This is a genomic window from Kitasatospora sp. NPDC015121, from assembly GCF_055562955.1.
Window position 1 is genome coordinate 281,945 of the sequence record NZ_JBVHEH010000008.1, and the last position, 14,810, is coordinate 296,754.

Genomic DNA, 14,810 nt, shown 5'->3' on the forward strand with positions numbered 1-14,810 from the left:
GGGGAACGCCACATGAGCACCACCAGCACCGACCGCCCCCTACGGGCCCCGGCCGCCGCGCCCGCCGCCGCGTTCTGGCGCTACTGGACCGCCTCCACCGCCAGCGGCCTCGGCGACTGCGTCACCCAGATCGCGCTGCCGCTGACCGCCGTCACCGTGCTGCACGCGAGCGGCCTCCAGGTCGGCCTGGTCACCGCCGCCGGGTACGTGGCCTGGCTGGTGATCGGCCTGCCGGCCGGCGTCCTGGTGCAGCGGCTGCCGCTGCGCGGCACCCAGATCGCGATGGACCTGGTGCGCGCCGCCGCGATCGCCTCCGTCCCGCTGGCCGCCGCGTTCGGCGTGCTCGGCCTGCCGCACCTGGTCGCGGCGGCCCTGGTGCTCAGTTTCGCGAGCGTGGTCTTCGACGTCGGCAACGCGACCTTCCTGCCCGGCGTCGTGCCGCCCGAGCAGCTCACCGCCCGCAACAGCCTGACCTCCGCCACCCACTCGGTGAACCAGCTCGCCGGGCCCTCGCTCGGCGGCCTGCTGGTCCAGCTGCTGGGCGCCGCCACCGCGCTGGTCGTCGACGCGGTCAGCTTCCTGTGCTCCGCCGCGCTGCTGCGCACCCTGCCCAGGCCGGCCGCCGAGCGCCCGGCGCCCGCCGCCGACCGGCCGTCCTTCGGCGCGCAGATCCGCGAGGGCTGGCGGTACTGCACCCGGCACCCGGTGGTCGGACCGTGCCTGGCCGAGGCGACCTGCATCAACTTCGTCTGCGGCGCGCTGATGGCCGTGGTCCCGCTGTTCCTGGTCCGCACCGCGCACGCCCCGGCCGGCCTGGTCGGCCTGCTGATGGCCACCGAGGGCGTCGGCAGCCTGCTCGGCGCCGCCCTCACCCCCCGGCTGGCCGCCCGCTCCGGCACCGCGCGCACCCTGCTGCACGGCTCGCTGCTCGGCGTGCTGGCCGCCCCGCTGATGGCCCTCGCCCCCGGCGGCCCCGGCCTGCTGCTGTTCGCGCTCGGCAACGCGGGTTTCGGCGCCTCCGTGGTGGTGCTCAGCATCCTGACCCGCACCTACCGCCAGTCCACCACCCCCGCCGCGCTGCTGCCCCGGGTGATGGCCACCGTCCGCTTCGTCTCCTGGGGCGCCATCCCGGTCGGCGCGCTGGCGGCCGGCGCCGCCGCCTCGCTCTGGGGCCCGCGCACCGCGCTCGCCCTGGCCTGCGCGCTGACCGTGCTCTCCCCCGTCCTGCTGCTCTCCTCCGGGCTGCGCGGCGCCCGCGACCTGACCGACGTCGCTTCCTGAGATCCGCCCCCAGCGGGTGCACGGATCCCTTCGTGCCCGTACCGTCGATAGAGGGGGCGTCGCCCGAACGAGCGATGAAATCCAGACGAGGAGGCACACCTGATGCTTACTCAGTTCCGGACCGAAACGGCGCCGCGGTCACGCACCGCGACGTCGACCGAAGCCGCCGCCTTGGCGAGCCTGATGGTGGAGGACGAGGCCGCCGTGTCCGACGCGCCCACGTACTCGCCCGAGGCCGTGGGAGCCGGGCTGCTGGTGCTGGGGCTCCTGCTGTCGCCGAAGCCCCCGAAGGAAGCCAAGCCGACCCGGTGACCGGGAAGGCCTGACGACCGGGCCGGTCCGTCCGCGGACCGGCCCGGACCCGCACCAGGAGGAGCCTGGCCATGCCGTTCGCCGAGACCCCGCTGCGCGACGAGTACGCCGCCGCCGTCGAACACCTGGCGCGCCGCACCCTGGACGCCCTCCAGGACGGCACCGCACCGCCCCCCGGGGCCGCCGGAGCCGGACGGTCCCTGCTGGCCGCGGCCCGCGTCCTCGGCCCCGACCTCTTCGCGCCCCGGCTGCTGGCCGCCGCCGCCCCCGACCCGCCCACCGCCGCGCTGCTCGCCGAGGCCCGTCGCGTCCTCCCGGCCCCGGCCGCCCCGACCGCCGGCGCGGCCCTGGTGATCGCCTGGCAGGACTGGGCCGCCGGCCGCCTGCTCGGGGAGGCCCCACCGCCGCCGCCCGACCCGCCCGGCCCGGCCGAACTCGGCTGGCAGGCCTGGTCGGTGCGGATGTCCCAGCTCGCCGGGCTCGCCCTGCCCACCCTGGACGGGCCGGTGCACGACGGCGCCCGCGCCCACCCGCTGGCCCTCGCCCGCGGCACCGTCCGCTGCCTGCTCCGCCACGACCTGGCCACCGCCGCCGGGCTCGCCCGCTGGCTCGCCTGGACCGACGCCCAGGGCCTGCCGCCCCGCCTGGAGCTCGCCCCCGTCCTGGACCGGATCCGCCTGGCCGGCGACGGCAGCGCCCGCACCGCCCTCCACCTCGCCGTCGCCCACCGCCTGCCCGCGGGCCCCGGCAGCGGCCCCGGCACCGGGAGGCGGGCCGGATGACCGACACCCACGTCCTGGCCACCGCGCAGCGCCTCGGCTCCCGCGCCCTGTCCTGGCTGCACGCCGCCCACCGCGACGGCCTCGGCCGGATCCCCGACAACACCCTGATCGACTTCGCCGACGCCGACAACGCCTACAAACCGCTCGGCGAGGTCGCCCTCGCCGCCTCCCTGGTCCTGCGCGACGGCGTCAGCGGCCCCGCCGACACCCGGGCCGCCCGCGACCTGCTCGACGGCTGCTGGGCGCAGCTGCGCGAGGGCGACCTGCTGTACGAGCGCCAGCTGCACCACTTCACCATGACCGACCCGCTGGAGACCTACGGCCACTTCGCCCGGGCCGGCTACCGGCACCCGGCGCTGGAGGAACTGCTCGACTCGCTCGGCCGACTGCGGGCCGCGCACGCCGAGGAGATCCGCGCCAACCGGCGCCTGGGCGTCGCCAACGCCCGCCGGGTGATCGGGCTCGACCACCGGCCCGACTGGGAGGCGCTCGCCCTCGGCACCTGGCTCGGCGCCCGCCCCGAGCCCTGGGCGGTGAACTGGATGACCGGCTACGACATCACCCACACCGTCTTCCACCTCACCGACTGGGGCGCCCGCCCGGACGGCCTGCCCGAGCCGATGCGCGACTACGTCCGGGACTGGCTGCCGGTCTGGCTCGACACCTGGGCCGAGGTCGGCCAGTGGGACCTGGTCGCGGAACTGCTGGTGGTCGACGCCTGCTTCGGCGAACCGACCACCGGCCGGCAGGGCTGGGACGTGCTGGCCGCCGCCCAGCACGAGGACGGGCTGCTCCCGCGCGACAGCGACCCGGTCGACCGGGAGGACCGCGAGCGGGCCTTCCTCGACCACCAGCACACCGCCGTCGTCGCGGTGGTGGCCGGCGACGTCACGCTCGCCCGGGCCCTGCGGGCGACGGCGGCCGCGTGACCGGGGCCGCGGCGTGAGCGGTACGGAGGCCGCGCTCGCGGCGGCGGTCCGGGCGGCCGGGGCGTCGTCCGCGACCGCCGTCACGGTGGCCGTGCTGGCCGGCGGCCGCGAGCGGGTCCACTGCTTCGGGCGCACCGCACGGGGGCGGGCGGCCGCCCCCTGCACCCCGGACACCGTCTTCGAACTCGGCTCCGTCAGCAAGACGTTCACCGCGCTGCTGCTCGCCGCGATGGCCGCCCGGGGCGAACTCGCCCTGTCCGACCCGCTGGCCGGCCTGCTGCCCGCCGACTGGCCGACGCCGACCGCCCGTCGCGCCGGCGCCGGGCCGATCCGGCTGCTGCACCTGGCCACCCACACCTCCGGTCTCCCCCGCCTCCCGCCCGGCCTGCTCGCCACCGCCCTCCCGGCCTGGAACAGCAACCCGTACGCGGCCTTCGGCGAGGAGCGGCTGCGCGCCGCCCTGGCCGCGACCACCCTGCGCGGCACGCCCGGCGGCCACTACCGCTACTCCAACTACGGCGTCGGCCTGCTCGGCCGGGCGCTGGCCGAGCGCGCCGCCCTGCCCTACGGCGACCTGCTCGCCGACCGGGTCCTCGCCCCCCTGGGCCTGCGCTCCACCACCTGCGCCCTGGACCCGCCCCACCGGGCGACCGGCCACCGGCGCGGCCGCCCGTTGCCGCCCTGGCTGATCCCCGCCCTCCCGGCGGCCGGCGCGGTCCGCTCCAGCGGCGCCGACCTGCTGCGCTACCTCCGGGCCCACCTCGACCCGCCCCCCGCCGCCCTCGCCGCCGCCCTGCGCGACGTCCGGCACCCCCGGCTGCGCCTGCCCGGCTCCGAGGACCTGCTCTGCCTGGTCTGGAACCGCCGCCGCTCGGGCGACCGGGACCTCTACTTCCACTCCGGCGGCACCCGGGGCTGCACCGCCTTCGTCGGCTTCTCCCCCCACGGCTCCCCCGGCGGCCCGGTCGCGGTCGCCACCCTCACCAACGCCGGACCCACCCTGAACGGGCGCTTCGTCCAGGCGAGTTACGACCTGCTGCGGGCCGCCCTCCCGGACCGCCGGTGACCCCGGTGCTGTACGTTTCCCCCCACACCGCCCCGGCCCCGGGGCGCGCTCCGGGGGGAACCGCATGCGACGGGGGATCCGCGCCGCCCTCGGGACGGCCGCGCTGCTGGCCGTCCTGACCGACTGCTCGCCGGGGAGCGCCACGTCCGCTCCCCCGGCCCCCGCCCCGCCCTCCGCCACGGCGCCCGCCACCGCCGCGACGCCTTCCGCCACCACCGCGGACCTGGACGGGGCGGTCGAGCGCGCCCGCACCGCGCTGATGACGGCGACGGCCGGGGAGGCCGGGGCCCCCGACCCGCGGGCGCTGATGCTGGTCCAGGCCTGGCCGGGCGGCGCCGCCTACGTCTGGGAGACCCCGGACCGGCGGCGGTGCTTCGCCGAGGTCCACCAGGTCACGGTCCAGGTGCGGGGCTGCGCCGACCATCCGCTGGACCCGCCGCTCGCCTCCCCCGCGGGCGTCACGATGCTCGACACCTTCTTCACCGACGGCTGGGTCCGCCTGATCGGCGCCGACCACCAGGAGGTGACCGCGGCGGCCTGCGGCGACACCCCCCTGACGGTCCGCCGGGTCGGCACCCTCGCGGACGGCGCCCGGACTCTGTACGCGCTCTGGTTCCCGACCTACACCAGGGGTGACGTCACCCTGACGACGCGCGACCGGACCGGCGCCACCGCCCGGGCCACCCTCCCGCTCGGCGACATCGGCAGCCGCGGCTGCGCCCCCACCGGTTAGTCCGACAGCCGCACGAAGCGCCGCCCGGCGTCCACCAGCGCGGGCAGCGCCCGGGCGTAGCCCTCGGCGGTCCCGGCGTCCGGGTGGTTGAAGTGGCTGATCACGATCGATCCGGGGGCCGCGGCGGCCAGGGCCGCCGCGACCTGCCCGGGGGCGAAGGTCGCCCCGCCGTCCGCGTTGACCGCGAACCCGGCGACCCGCTCGCCCAGTTCCGCCACCAGGCCGAGCGCGACCTCGTCGTAGTGCGCCGTCCCGGACCGGAACCAGCCCGGGGGCCTGCCCAGCAGCGCGGTCAGCCCCGCCCGGTTGCCCGCCACCTCGTCGTACGCGGCGCCCGGGTCCGCCGTCCCGGTGATGCCGTACGCCGAACGGCCGGTCACCGAGAGCGGGCGGTGCGCGGTGCCGTGGTTGCCGATCTCGAACAGCGGGTCGGCGGCCAGGTCGGCGGACGGGCCCGGGTTGGCGTCCACCCAGCGGGCGTTCAGGAACAGCGTGGCGGGCACCCGCAGCCGGCGCAGGGTGGCGACCAGCGCGGCGTCGTAGCCGTCCCCGCCCGGGCCGCCGCAGGCGTCGAAGGTCAGCGCCAGCGCCCCGTCCGGGACGTTCGCCACCACGCCCGGCAGGTCGGTGCCCCACTGCCGCGGCGCCCGCCCGGCGTGGCGCGCCAGCACCTGCTCCCGGGTCGGCGGCGCGGGCGGCCGGGCCGCCGACGGGCTGTCGGCCGGTGCGGCCGACACCGTCGGCGGTGCCGGCCGCACCGGCCGGGCGGGGGCCGCGCAGCCCGCCGCGCCCGCCGCGAGTCCGAGGGCCGCCGCCACCACCGTCCGCCGTCCGACCATTCCCGCCGCTCCTCGCCGTCCGTGGTGACCGCCGCCACGAGTGTCACTTCCGGGCGCGGCCGGTGCCATCTGGGAAGCTCGGCCGTATGGCTTCCTCCCCTCGACCGCACTACCTGCAGTGGACGACCGTCGCCCCGGTGCTGGCGTTCCTGCTGCTCCTGGCGACCTGGCACCGCGACCTGCCGTGGCCGGTGGTGGCACTGGTGGCCTGCTTCCTGGCGGTGTCGGTGGTGGCGGCCGTGCACCACGCGGAACTGATCGCGCACCGGGTCGGCGAACCGTACGGCTCGCTGGTGCTGGCGGTGGCCGTCACCATCATCGAGGTCGCCCTGATCGTCACGCTGATGGCGGACGGCGGCGACAAGAGCGCCGGGCTGGCCCGGGACACCGTGTTCGCCGCCGTCATGATCACCTGCAACGGGATCCTCGGGCTGTCCATCCTGGTCGGCGCGTTGAAGTACCGGGTCGCCGTCTTCAACGCGGAGGGCACCGGCGCGGCGTTCGGCGCGATCGCCACCCTGGCCACCCTCAGCCTGGTGCTGCCGACCTTCACCACCTCCCAGCCCGGCCCGCAGTTCTCCACCACCCAGCTGGTCTTCGCCGCGACCGCCTCGATCGTCATCTACGGCCTGTTCGTCTCGACCCTGACGGTCCGCCACCGGGACTACTTCCTGCCGGTCACCCCGGCGGGCGAGGTCGTCGACCCGATGGACGAGCACTCCGAGCCGCCGACCATGCGGGAGACGCTGGTCAGCGTCGCCCTGCTGTCGGTGGCCCTGGTCTCCGTCGTCGGCCTGGCCAAGGGGGTCTCCCCCACCATCGAGCGCGGCGTCGCCGCCGCCGACCTGCCCAACGCGGTGGTGGGCGTGGTGATCGCGCTGCTGGTGCTGCTGCCCGAGTCGATCGCCGCCGTCCGGGCCGCCGTCCGCAACCGGGTCCAGATCAGCCTCAACCTGGCCCTCGGCTCCGCCCTCGCCTCCATCGGCCTGACCATCCCCGCCGTCGCCATCGCCTCGACCTGGCTCTCCGGCCCCCTCGAACTCGGCCTCGGCGCGACGCACATGATCCTGCTCGCCCTCACCGTCGCCGTCGGCACCCTCACCGTCATCCCCAAACGCGCCACCCCCCTCCAGGGCGGCGTCCACCTCGCCATCCTCGGCGCCTACCTCGTCCTCGCGGTCAGCCCCTGACCCGTGCTCCCCGTCCGCCGGGGGCGGCGGCGAAATCCGCCCGGAAGCGTGACACCGCGCGCCGCCCGCGCCTCCCGTCACACCGCCCCGGACGCCTTCTCCCGCACGGCCCGTTCCCCGTCCGGGTGACCCCGCCGGGTCCGGCCGGGCGGGCCCGCCCCACCCGGGGCCGCACTAGTGTCACCGTCCGTGTCAACGGTCACCGATCCAGCGGGTCCGCAGCTCAGCGTCGACCCGAACGAGTTGCGCGCCTCGGCCGCCGCCGCGCGGTCCCTCGCCGAGGAGTTCCGTCCGCCGTCCGCCGCGGCTCCGGCCGCCGCCCGGGGTGCGGGCGGCGAGCTGGCGGGGTGGTCGCTGGGGTCCGCGCTGCAGGTGCTCGCGGAGGGGTGGGAGCCGGTGCTGCGCGCCCTCGCGGCGGAGCCGGCCGTGAACGCGGACGCGCTGGAGGCCTCCGCCCGGGGGCACGAGTGGAACGACGGCCGACTGGCCGGGGGGTGGCGGTGAGCGGCGACTTCGCGCTGCTGCGGCGCTTCGACCCGGAGGGGCTGCGCGGGGCGGCCAGGGCCTGGCGGCGGCTCTCGGCGGCGGCCGAGGAGGCCTGCGACGGGCACCGGCTGCGGGTGCACGGGCCGCTGCGCGGGCACTGGCGGGGGCGGGACGCGGAGTACGCGTTCACCGCGCTCGCGGGCACCGAGCGGAAGCTGGAGGCGGTCCGGGTCGAGGCCGGGTCCGTCGCGCTGGTGCTGGAGACCGCCGCCGAGCGGATGGAGCAGGCCGCCACCAACCTGGTGAACGCGCTGCGCCGGGCCGAGGAGTGGGGCCTGCCGGTCTCGGACGGGGGCGCGGTCGGCCCGCCCGCGCTGCCGGACGCCGACCGGCACGACCCGGACGCCCCGGCCGAGCGGCAGCGCGGGTCCGTGCTGCGCGGACAGCTCCAGCAGCGGGTGGACGCCGCGCTGGCCGCCGCCCGGGAGGCCGCCGACCAGGGCTCCCGCGCGCTCGGCCTGCTCGGCGCGGACGTGCTGTCCCGGACGACCGGCGCGGTCGGCGCGCTCGGCGAGTCGGCCGGGGACGTCCGGGCGGTGGCGGGGGTGCTCGGCCTGACCGGCCCGTACGTCCCGGAGAACACCGACCCGGCGGCGTCCGCCGCCTGGTGGGAGGCGCTCTCCCCGGAGGACCGCCGGAACCTGCTGGTCCTCGCCCCGGAGCGGATCGGCCGGCTCGACGGCCTGCCCGCCGCCGTCCGCGACCGGGCCAACCGGCTGGTCCTCGACCAGCGCCTGGACGCCCTGGAGGCGGGCGACGCCCGGGGCTCGGGCCTGACGTACGAGGAGTGGAACCGGGAGCAGCACGACCTGCGCGCGCTCAAGGAGCGGCTGGACGCCCGGGGCGGCCCGGACGGGCTGTTCCTGCTGGCGCTCGACCCGCGCGGCGACGGCCGGGCGGTGGTGTCGGCGGGCGATCCGGACGACGCCGACCACACCGCCGTCCTGGTGCCGGGCACCGCGACCACGCTGGCCTCGGTGCCGGGGCAGGTCGAGCGGGCCGACCGGCTGCGGGACGCGGCGGCGGCGCAGGCCGGTCCGGGGCAGCGGGTGGCGGTGGTGTCCTGGCTGGGCTACGACGCCCCGGAGGCCGACGCCAGCGTGCTGACCACCGCCCGGGCCGAGGACGGCGCGGCGGACCTGCGGCGCTTCACGGCGGGCGTCCGCACCGCGCGGGGCGGGCGGCCCGGCCACCTGACGGTGATCGGGCACAGCTACGGGACGACCGCGGTCGGCGCGGCGGCGGCCGGCGGGCCGGGGCTGGGGGCGGACGACATCGTCGCGGTCGCCAGTCCGGGCATGACCGCCGCCCGGGCCGCCGACCTGCACATCGACCCGGCGCACGTGTGGGCGGGCACCGCGGCCGACGACCGGGTCCGGCTGGCGACCGGCACCACGCTGGGCACCGACCCGACCCGGGCCGACTTCGGCGGGCGGACCTTCGGCGTCGACACCTCCGGCCACAGCGGCTACTGGGACCCGGGCAGCGAGAGCCTGGCCAACCAGGGCCGGATCATCGCCGGCCGCACCCCGGCCACCGCGGCCGACGCCCCGTGAGCCCGGACGAGCCGCTGCCGGTGATGGCGCGGGCCGCCGCCGAGTCCTGGGCCCGGCAGCTCGCCGCGTACCTGGCCGACCGGGCGTCCGTGCCGCTCGCCGCGGAGCGCACCACCGCGTTCTTCACGCCGGGCGAGGGCCTGCGCGGCGAACGCCCGGCCGACGGCCGCTACGCGCTGGCCCTGCACGCCGAGAGCCCCGTCCCCCCGGCCCGCCACCCGGGCGCCGTCCGCGCCCTGCGCGCCGCCCTCGAACGGGACGGCTTCGCCGTCACCGCCTACCGCGAGACCGTCCGGGGCGCCCCCGACGCCCTGCTCTACGCCCGCCACCCCGAGGGCCGCTACTTCCTCGACGTCGGCACCGGCGGCGGTCCGGACCGCCTCACCTTCACGGTCCGCACCCCCTGCCTGCTGCCTCCGCCGTAGGGCCGCGACTACTCCACCGTGACGCTCTTGGCGAGGTTGCGCGGCTTGTCGACGTCCCGTCCGAGGGCCACCGCCGCGTGGTAGGCGAGGAGTTGGAGCGGGATGTTGAGCAGCAGCGGGTCGAGTTCGGGCTCGCTCTTGGGGACGACCAGGCAGTGGTCGGCGAGCCGGGCCTCGATCGGGCGGTGGGCGACGGCCAGCACGCGGCCCTCGCGGGCCTTGATCTCGCCGAGGGCGGTGAGGTTCTTGTCGAGCAGTTCGTCGTCGGGGACGAGCGCGACGGTCGGCAGCTCGGGGGAGATCAGGGCGAGCGGTCCGTGCTTGAGCTCGCTCGCGGGGTACGCCTCGGCGTGGACGTACGAGATCTCCTTGAGCTTCTGCGCGCCCTCGCGGGCGACGGGGTAGCCGCGGACCCGGCCGATGTACATCATGCCCTGGCTGTGGGCGTACTCGGCGGCGAGCGCCTCGATCTCCTTCTCCTGCTCCAGCGCGGCCCGGATCTGGTCGGGCAGGGCCTTGAGCGCGGCGACGATGCGGCGGCCGTCGGCAGGCGAGAGGTCGTGGATCCGGCCGAAGTGCAGGGCGAGCAGCGCGAAGGCGACGACGGTGGAGGTGAAGGCCTTGGTGGAGGCGACCGAGATCTCGGGCCCGGCGTGCAGGTAGATGCCGCCGTCGCACTCGCGGGCGATCGCCGAGCCGACGGTGTTGACGACGCCGAGGACGCGGCCGCCCTTGCGCTTGACCTCCTGGACGGCGGCCAGCGTGTCGTAGGTCTCGCCGGACTGGCTGACGGCGACGTACAGGGTGTCGGCCTCGATGACGGGGTTGCGGTAGCGGAACTCGGAGGCGGGCTCGGAGTGGGCGGGGATGCGGGCCAGCTCCTCGATCAGCTGGGCGCCCATCTCGCCGGCGTAGTAGGCGGACCCGCAACCGAGGATCTTCACCCGGCGGATCTCGCGCAGCTCGCGGGCGTCCAGGTTGAGGCCGCCGAGGTGGGCGGTGGCGAAGCGCTCGTCGAGGCGTCCGGAGAGGGTGCGCTCGACGGCGCCGGGCTGCTCGTGGATCTCCTTGAGCAGGTAGTGCGCGTAGCCGCCGGTGTCGTAGGAGCCGACCTCCCAGTCGACGGTGGAGGGCTGCCGGGTGACGGTGCGGGCGTCCTCGGTGAAGGTGCGGAAGCCGTCGGCGCGGACGGTGGCGAGCTCGCCGTCCTCCAGGTGGACGACCTGGCGGGTGTAGCGGACCAGCGCGGAGACGTCGGAGGCGGCGAACATCTCCTTCTCGCCGATGCCGAGCACGATCGGGCTGCCGTTGCGGGCGACCACGATCCGGTCGGTCTGCTCGGCGTCCAGCACGGCGATGCCGTAGGTGCCGACGACCAGCTTGAGCGCGGCGCGCACCGCGTCCTCGAGTTCGCCGCCGTCGGCGCGGTGCGCGGCGATCAGGTGGGCGAGCACCTCGGTGTCGGTCTCGGAGCGGAAGACGGCGCCGTCGGCGGCGAGCTTGGCGCGCAGTTCGTCGGCGTTCTCGATGATGCCGTTGTGGACGACGGCGATCCGGCCCTCGTTGTCGGTGTGCGGGTGGGCGTTGGCGTCGGAGGGGACGCCGTGGGTGGCCCAGCGGGTGTGGCCGATGCCGACGGTGCCCTTGAAGCGGGCGGGCAGCGCGGCGGCGAGGTCGGCGACCCGGCCCTTGACCTTGCAGACCCTGAGCTTGCCGGGGGCGCCCTTGGCGGCGGGCGCGAGCACCGCGACGCCCGCCGAGTCGTACCCGCGGTACTCCAGCCGCTGCAGGCCCTCCAGCAGGAAGGGGGAGGCGTCCTTGGGGCCGATGTAGGCCACGATTCCGCACATGACGTGGGCTCCTGTCGTTGGTCGTCCGAGGGTGGTCGGGCGGGGCCGTCCGGTCAGCCGTAGACCATCCGCCGCAGCTGCCGGGCGGACAGCCGCGGGGCGGCCACCCGGCGGGCGGCCAGCTCCCCGCCGAGGCGGGCGAAGATCAGGTCGTTGGTCAGGCCCCTGGCCTGCAGCTCGCCGTGGCGGCGGCGGACGTACTCCTCGGTGGTCTCCGCGAAGTACGCCAGCACCTCCGCCAGGACCCGCGCCGCCTCCGGTGGGGCCAGGGCGGTGGTCCTGGCGAGGTGGGCGAGCAGGTCCTCATGAGGGTGCGGTGAGGCAGGCACGGATCGGGAGCCTAGGCGTGGAGTGTCCATTTGCCAAAGATCCTGCCCGATTTCGGGCAGGCCCACCAGTTTCGGCGGCCGTCCGGCCGTCCGTTGCGACCTTTCGGGTGGCCGCGGCGTCCTCCTGGACGGCGGTCGAACGGCGGGGTGCGGGCGCACCTATGATGTGGGGCCGTCGTTGGAGGACGGTGGGTGGGCGGTGTTCGGGTGATCGTGCCGGGCTCGTGACCCCGTCGGCGGTGTCCCTGTCCGGGTTTCCGGCGGTCACCCCGCAGGATGGGCCGCGTACTGTCCGTGTCGATCACAGGGGGAACGTCCGTCATGCAACCGCGCCTGTTCGCCGTCGTCACCGCCGTCCTGCTGGCCGTGCTCGGCCTCGGGTCGGTCCTGGTGACCGACTGGACGCCGAAGTCCGCCCGGGCGGCCGCCGCGCCGTCCGGGGCCGCCCAGCGTCCCGGCGCCGTGCCCGCGACCGCCGCCGCGTCCCCCTCGCCCACCGGCGACCCGGCGGTGTGGACCCGTTCGACGCTGCGCAACAAGCTGATGGCCGAGATGGACGCCACCGACCCCGGGGTCGCGCTCGCCGACCTCGACGGGATCTCCAAGGCCAAGCCGTACACCGTGCGGTTCTGCCACCCGATCGCGCACGAGCTCGGGCACGCCGCGGTGCAGCGCTACCACCAGGACTTCCAGAAGGTGATCTCCTTCCCGCACGAGACCTGCGCGGCGGGCTACCTGCACGGCGCGGTCGAGGAGATGCTGGCCAACTCCAAGGACCCGCAGCACGACATCCTCACCCTGTGCGCGCCGTCCAACACCGGCCCGTGCATCCACGGCGTCGGCCACGGCATCATGTTCGTCACCAAGCAGGACATCCCGGCGGCCCGCGCGCTGTGCGACAAGTTCCCCAGCCAGAGCCGGCGGATCACCTGCTCCGAGGGCGTGTTCATGCAGCTGTTCGCGCCCGACGAGGAGGACGAGAAGGCCAAGGCCAACCTCCCGGCGGACAAGCTGGCCGCCGAGCCGCTCTACCCGTGCCCGGAGCAGCCCGCCCTCTACCAGTCGGCCTGCTTCTTCTACGCGCCGACCTTCTTCCTCTCCTCGCACGACTACGCCAACCACCCCGAGGCCTTCTCCCAGGCCCTCCAGTGGTGCCTGAACGCGCAGGCCAGCGGCGGTGCCAACGACTGCTCGCGCGGCGTCGGCTCGCGCACCATGAAGTACAACCTGGACCGCGAGGACTGGGCCGCCCAGCAGTGCGCCACCGCCAAGGACGGCTGGCAGCGCAAGGCCTGCGCGCAGGGCCTGGTCAGCTACTACACGGTCAACTACACCGACGCGGGCGCGGCCGGCCGGCTCTGCGCCAAGATCACCGACAAGGAGATCCAGGGCTACTGCCGCTCGGCCGGCGGCCTCTCCAGCACCCTGGACTGACCCTTTCCGCAGGTGGGCGCCGCCGGGCGGCGCCCACCTTGCGCATACCATGCCCGGTGTGAACGACGACTTCCGCGGGGCCGCACGGGCGGCCGCAGACCTGGTGGCCGACTACCTCGACGCGCTGCCCGACCGCCCGGTGTGGCAGCCGATGGACCCGGCCGAGCGGGCCGCGCTGCTCGACCTCCCGCTGCCCGAGGACGGCGCCGCCCTGGACGAGCTGCTGGAGACCGTCGCGCGGCGGATCATGCCGCACCCGATGGGCAACGGGAACCCGCGCTTCTTCGGCTGGGTGAACTCCGCCCCGCAGCCCGCCGGGGTGCTCGCCACCCTGGCCGCGAGCGCGATGAACCCCAGCTCGGCCGGCGGCGACCACGCCGACGTCCACCTGGAGCGGGCCGTGGTCCGCTGGATCGCCGAACTGGTCGGCTTCCCGCACCCGCCCGGCGGCGGCCTCCTCACCTCCGGCACCTCGATGGCCACCATCGTCTGCCTGGCCGCCGCCCGCGGCCGGGCCGCCCGCCGGGCCGGCTGGGACGTCCGCGCGGACGGCCTGTCCGGGACGCCCCCGCTGGTCGGCTACGTCACCGGCGAGGCGCACAGCTGCGTGCGCAAGGCCGCCGAACTGCTCGGCCTCGGCTCCCGGCACCTGCGCACCGTCCCCTCCGACGCCGACGGCCACCTCGTCGTGGAGGCGCTGGCGGCCGCGGTCGCCGAGGACCGGGCGGCCGGCCGGCTGCCGTTCCTGGTGGTCGCCTCGGCCGGCACCGTCGGCACCGGCGCCGTCGACCCGTTCGAACCGATCGCCGACCTGGCCGAACGCGAGGGCCTGTGGTTCCACGTCGACGGCGCGTACGGCGCGTTCGGCGTCCTGGACGAGGACATCGCGCACCGCTACGCGGGCATGGACCGGGCCGACTCGCTCGCCCTCGACCCGCACAAGTGGCTGGGCGTGCCGGTCGACTGCGGCTGCGCCCTGGTCCGCGACGCCGAGGAGCTGCGCGGCACCTTCAGCCTCGTCCCGTCCTACCTGCGCGACGACGCGGCCGGCGACCTCGGCTGGTTCTCCGAGTACGGCACCGAGCAGACCCGCCCGTTCCGCTCGCTGAAGGTCTGGGCGTCCATCGCGCACCGCGGCCGCTCCGGCGTCGCCCGGGACGTCGCGCACTGCACCGCGCAGGCCCGGCGGCTCGGCGAGTGGATCGAGCAGGACCCCGAACTGGAGCTCCTCGCCCCGGTCGAGACCTCCATCGTCGCCTTCCGCCACCGCCCCGCCGGACTCGACGAGGCCGGCCTGCAGCGGCTCAACTCGCTGCTCCCGGCGGCCGTCCAGCGGCGCGGGGAGGTCTTCGTCACCGGCGCCGTGTACCGGGGCCGCGAGATGCTCCGGGCCTGCCTGCTGAACGCCGCCACCACCGAGGCCGACCTGCGGCTGCTGCTCGACGAGGTCAAGTCGGCCGGCGCGGAACTCCTGGACCGGTGCCGTACGTCCAACTGATCGCGGGCACGGATCAGCGCCGATCCGAGGGGGACCCGCG

Annotated in this window: 15 protein-coding genes; 12 read left to right on the forward strand and 3 right to left on the reverse strand. The window is 76.4% G+C overall.

What is annotated here, in order from left to right:
* Positions 1 to 12 precede the first annotated feature (12 nt).
* From ACZ3J7_RS14505 to ACZ3J7_RS14530, 6 genes are all read left to right on the forward strand, one after another.
* A complete protein-coding gene (locus tag ACZ3J7_RS14505; protein WP_465620437.1) occupies positions 13 to 1,281 on the forward strand; it encodes an MFS transporter in 1,269 nt (422 codons plus the stop codon).
* A gap of 102 nt (positions 1,282 to 1,383) precedes the next feature.
* Complete coding sequence (locus tag ACZ3J7_RS14510; protein WP_452163875.1) at positions 1,384 to 1,593, forward strand: hypothetical protein; 210 nt, start codon at positions 1,384 to 1,386, stop codon at positions 1,591 to 1,593.
* A 71-nt stretch (positions 1,594 to 1,664) separates the two neighbouring features.
* Complete coding sequence (locus tag ACZ3J7_RS14515) at positions 1,665 to 2,375, forward strand: hypothetical protein (RefSeq protein WP_465620438.1); 711 nt, start codon at positions 1,665 to 1,667, stop codon at positions 2,373 to 2,375.
* Positions 2,372 to 3,304 carry a DUF6895 family protein gene (locus tag ACZ3J7_RS14520; RefSeq protein ID WP_465620439.1) on the forward strand — a complete coding sequence of 311 codons (933 nt, stop codon included), beginning with the start codon at positions 2,372 to 2,374 and terminating at the stop codon, positions 3,302 to 3,304. The genes ACZ3J7_RS14515 and ACZ3J7_RS14520 overlap by 4 nt, the downstream gene beginning before the upstream one ends.
* Before the next feature lie 13 nt (positions 3,305 to 3,317).
* Positions 3,318 to 4,370 carry a serine hydrolase domain-containing protein gene (locus tag ACZ3J7_RS14525; RefSeq protein WP_465620440.1) on the forward strand — a complete coding sequence of 351 codons (1,053 nt, stop codon included), beginning with the start codon at positions 3,318 to 3,320 and terminating at the stop codon, positions 4,368 to 4,370.
* A gap of 64 nt (positions 4,371 to 4,434) precedes the next feature.
* The gene (locus tag ACZ3J7_RS14530) at positions 4,435 to 5,103 is read left to right on the forward strand and encodes a hypothetical protein (RefSeq protein WP_465620441.1); all 669 of its coding nucleotides are present in this window, start codon (positions 4,435 to 4,437) and stop codon (positions 5,101 to 5,103) included.
* Here the strand turns inward: ACZ3J7_RS14530 and ACZ3J7_RS14535 are convergent.
* Entirely contained in the window at positions 5,100 to 5,942 is an 843-nt protein-coding gene (locus tag ACZ3J7_RS14535; protein WP_465620442.1) for a polysaccharide deacetylase family protein, read from the reverse strand. The genes ACZ3J7_RS14530 and ACZ3J7_RS14535 overlap by 4 nt on opposite strands.
* An 86-nt stretch (positions 5,943 to 6,028) precedes the next feature.
* On the opposite strand from ACZ3J7_RS14535, the gene ACZ3J7_RS14540 reads away from it, so the two are divergent.
* The 4 genes from ACZ3J7_RS14540 (at position 6,029) to ACZ3J7_RS14555 (ending at position 9,659) form a co-directional block, all read left to right on the forward strand.
* On the forward strand, positions 6,029 to 7,132 hold the full coding sequence (locus ACZ3J7_RS14540) for a calcium:cation antiporter (RefSeq protein WP_465620443.1): 1,104 nt from the start codon (positions 6,029 to 6,031) through the stop codon (positions 7,130 to 7,132).
* A 189-nt stretch (positions 7,133 to 7,321) separates the two neighbouring features.
* On the forward strand, positions 7,322 to 7,636 hold the full coding sequence (locus ACZ3J7_RS14545) for a hypothetical protein (protein WP_465620444.1): 315 nt from the start codon (positions 7,322 to 7,324) through the stop codon (positions 7,634 to 7,636).
* Positions 7,633 to 9,234, forward strand: coding sequence for an alpha/beta hydrolase (locus tag ACZ3J7_RS14550; RefSeq protein WP_465620445.1), 1,602 nt, complete (start codon positions 7,633 to 7,635; stop codon positions 9,232 to 9,234). Before ACZ3J7_RS14545 ends, ACZ3J7_RS14550 begins: the two co-directional genes overlap by 4 nt.
* Positions 9,231 to 9,659: a hypothetical protein gene (locus ACZ3J7_RS14555; protein ID WP_465620446.1), complete on the forward strand. Its 429-nt coding sequence runs from the start codon at positions 9,231 to 9,233 to the stop codon at positions 9,657 to 9,659. The genes ACZ3J7_RS14550 and ACZ3J7_RS14555 overlap by 4 nt, the downstream gene beginning before the upstream one ends.
* Before the next feature lie 8 nt (positions 9,660 to 9,667).
* Here the strand turns inward: ACZ3J7_RS14555 and glmS are convergent, their stop codons facing one another.
* Together glmS and ACZ3J7_RS14565 are read right to left on the reverse strand one after the other, a co-directional pair.
* On the reverse strand, positions 9,668 to 11,509 hold the full coding sequence (glmS, locus tag ACZ3J7_RS14560; RefSeq protein WP_465620447.1) for a glutamine--fructose-6-phosphate transaminase (isomerizing): 1,842 nt from the start codon (positions 11,507 to 11,509) through the stop codon (positions 9,668 to 9,670).
* A 53-nt stretch (positions 11,510 to 11,562) separates the two neighbouring features.
* On the reverse strand, positions 11,563 to 11,868 hold the full coding sequence (locus ACZ3J7_RS14565; protein WP_465620449.1) for a hypothetical protein: 306 nt from the start codon (positions 11,866 to 11,868) through the stop codon (positions 11,563 to 11,565).
* Between the two features lie 291 nt (positions 11,869 to 12,159).
* Here ACZ3J7_RS14565 and ACZ3J7_RS14570 point away from each other — a divergent pair, with 291 nt between their 5' ends.
* Together ACZ3J7_RS14570 and ACZ3J7_RS14575 are read left to right on the forward strand one after the other, a co-directional pair.
* Positions 12,160 to 13,272 (forward strand): hypothetical protein, encoded by a 1,113-nt coding sequence (locus ACZ3J7_RS14570; RefSeq protein ID WP_465620451.1) that lies wholly within the window; start codon positions 12,160 to 12,162, stop codon positions 13,270 to 13,272.
* A 58-nt stretch (positions 13,273 to 13,330) separates the two neighbouring features.
* On the forward strand, positions 13,331 to 14,770 hold the full coding sequence (locus tag ACZ3J7_RS14575; protein ID WP_465620453.1) for a pyridoxal phosphate-dependent decarboxylase family protein: 1,440 nt from the start codon (positions 13,331 to 13,333) through the stop codon (positions 14,768 to 14,770).
* Positions 14,771 to 14,810: the final 40 nt, after the last annotated feature.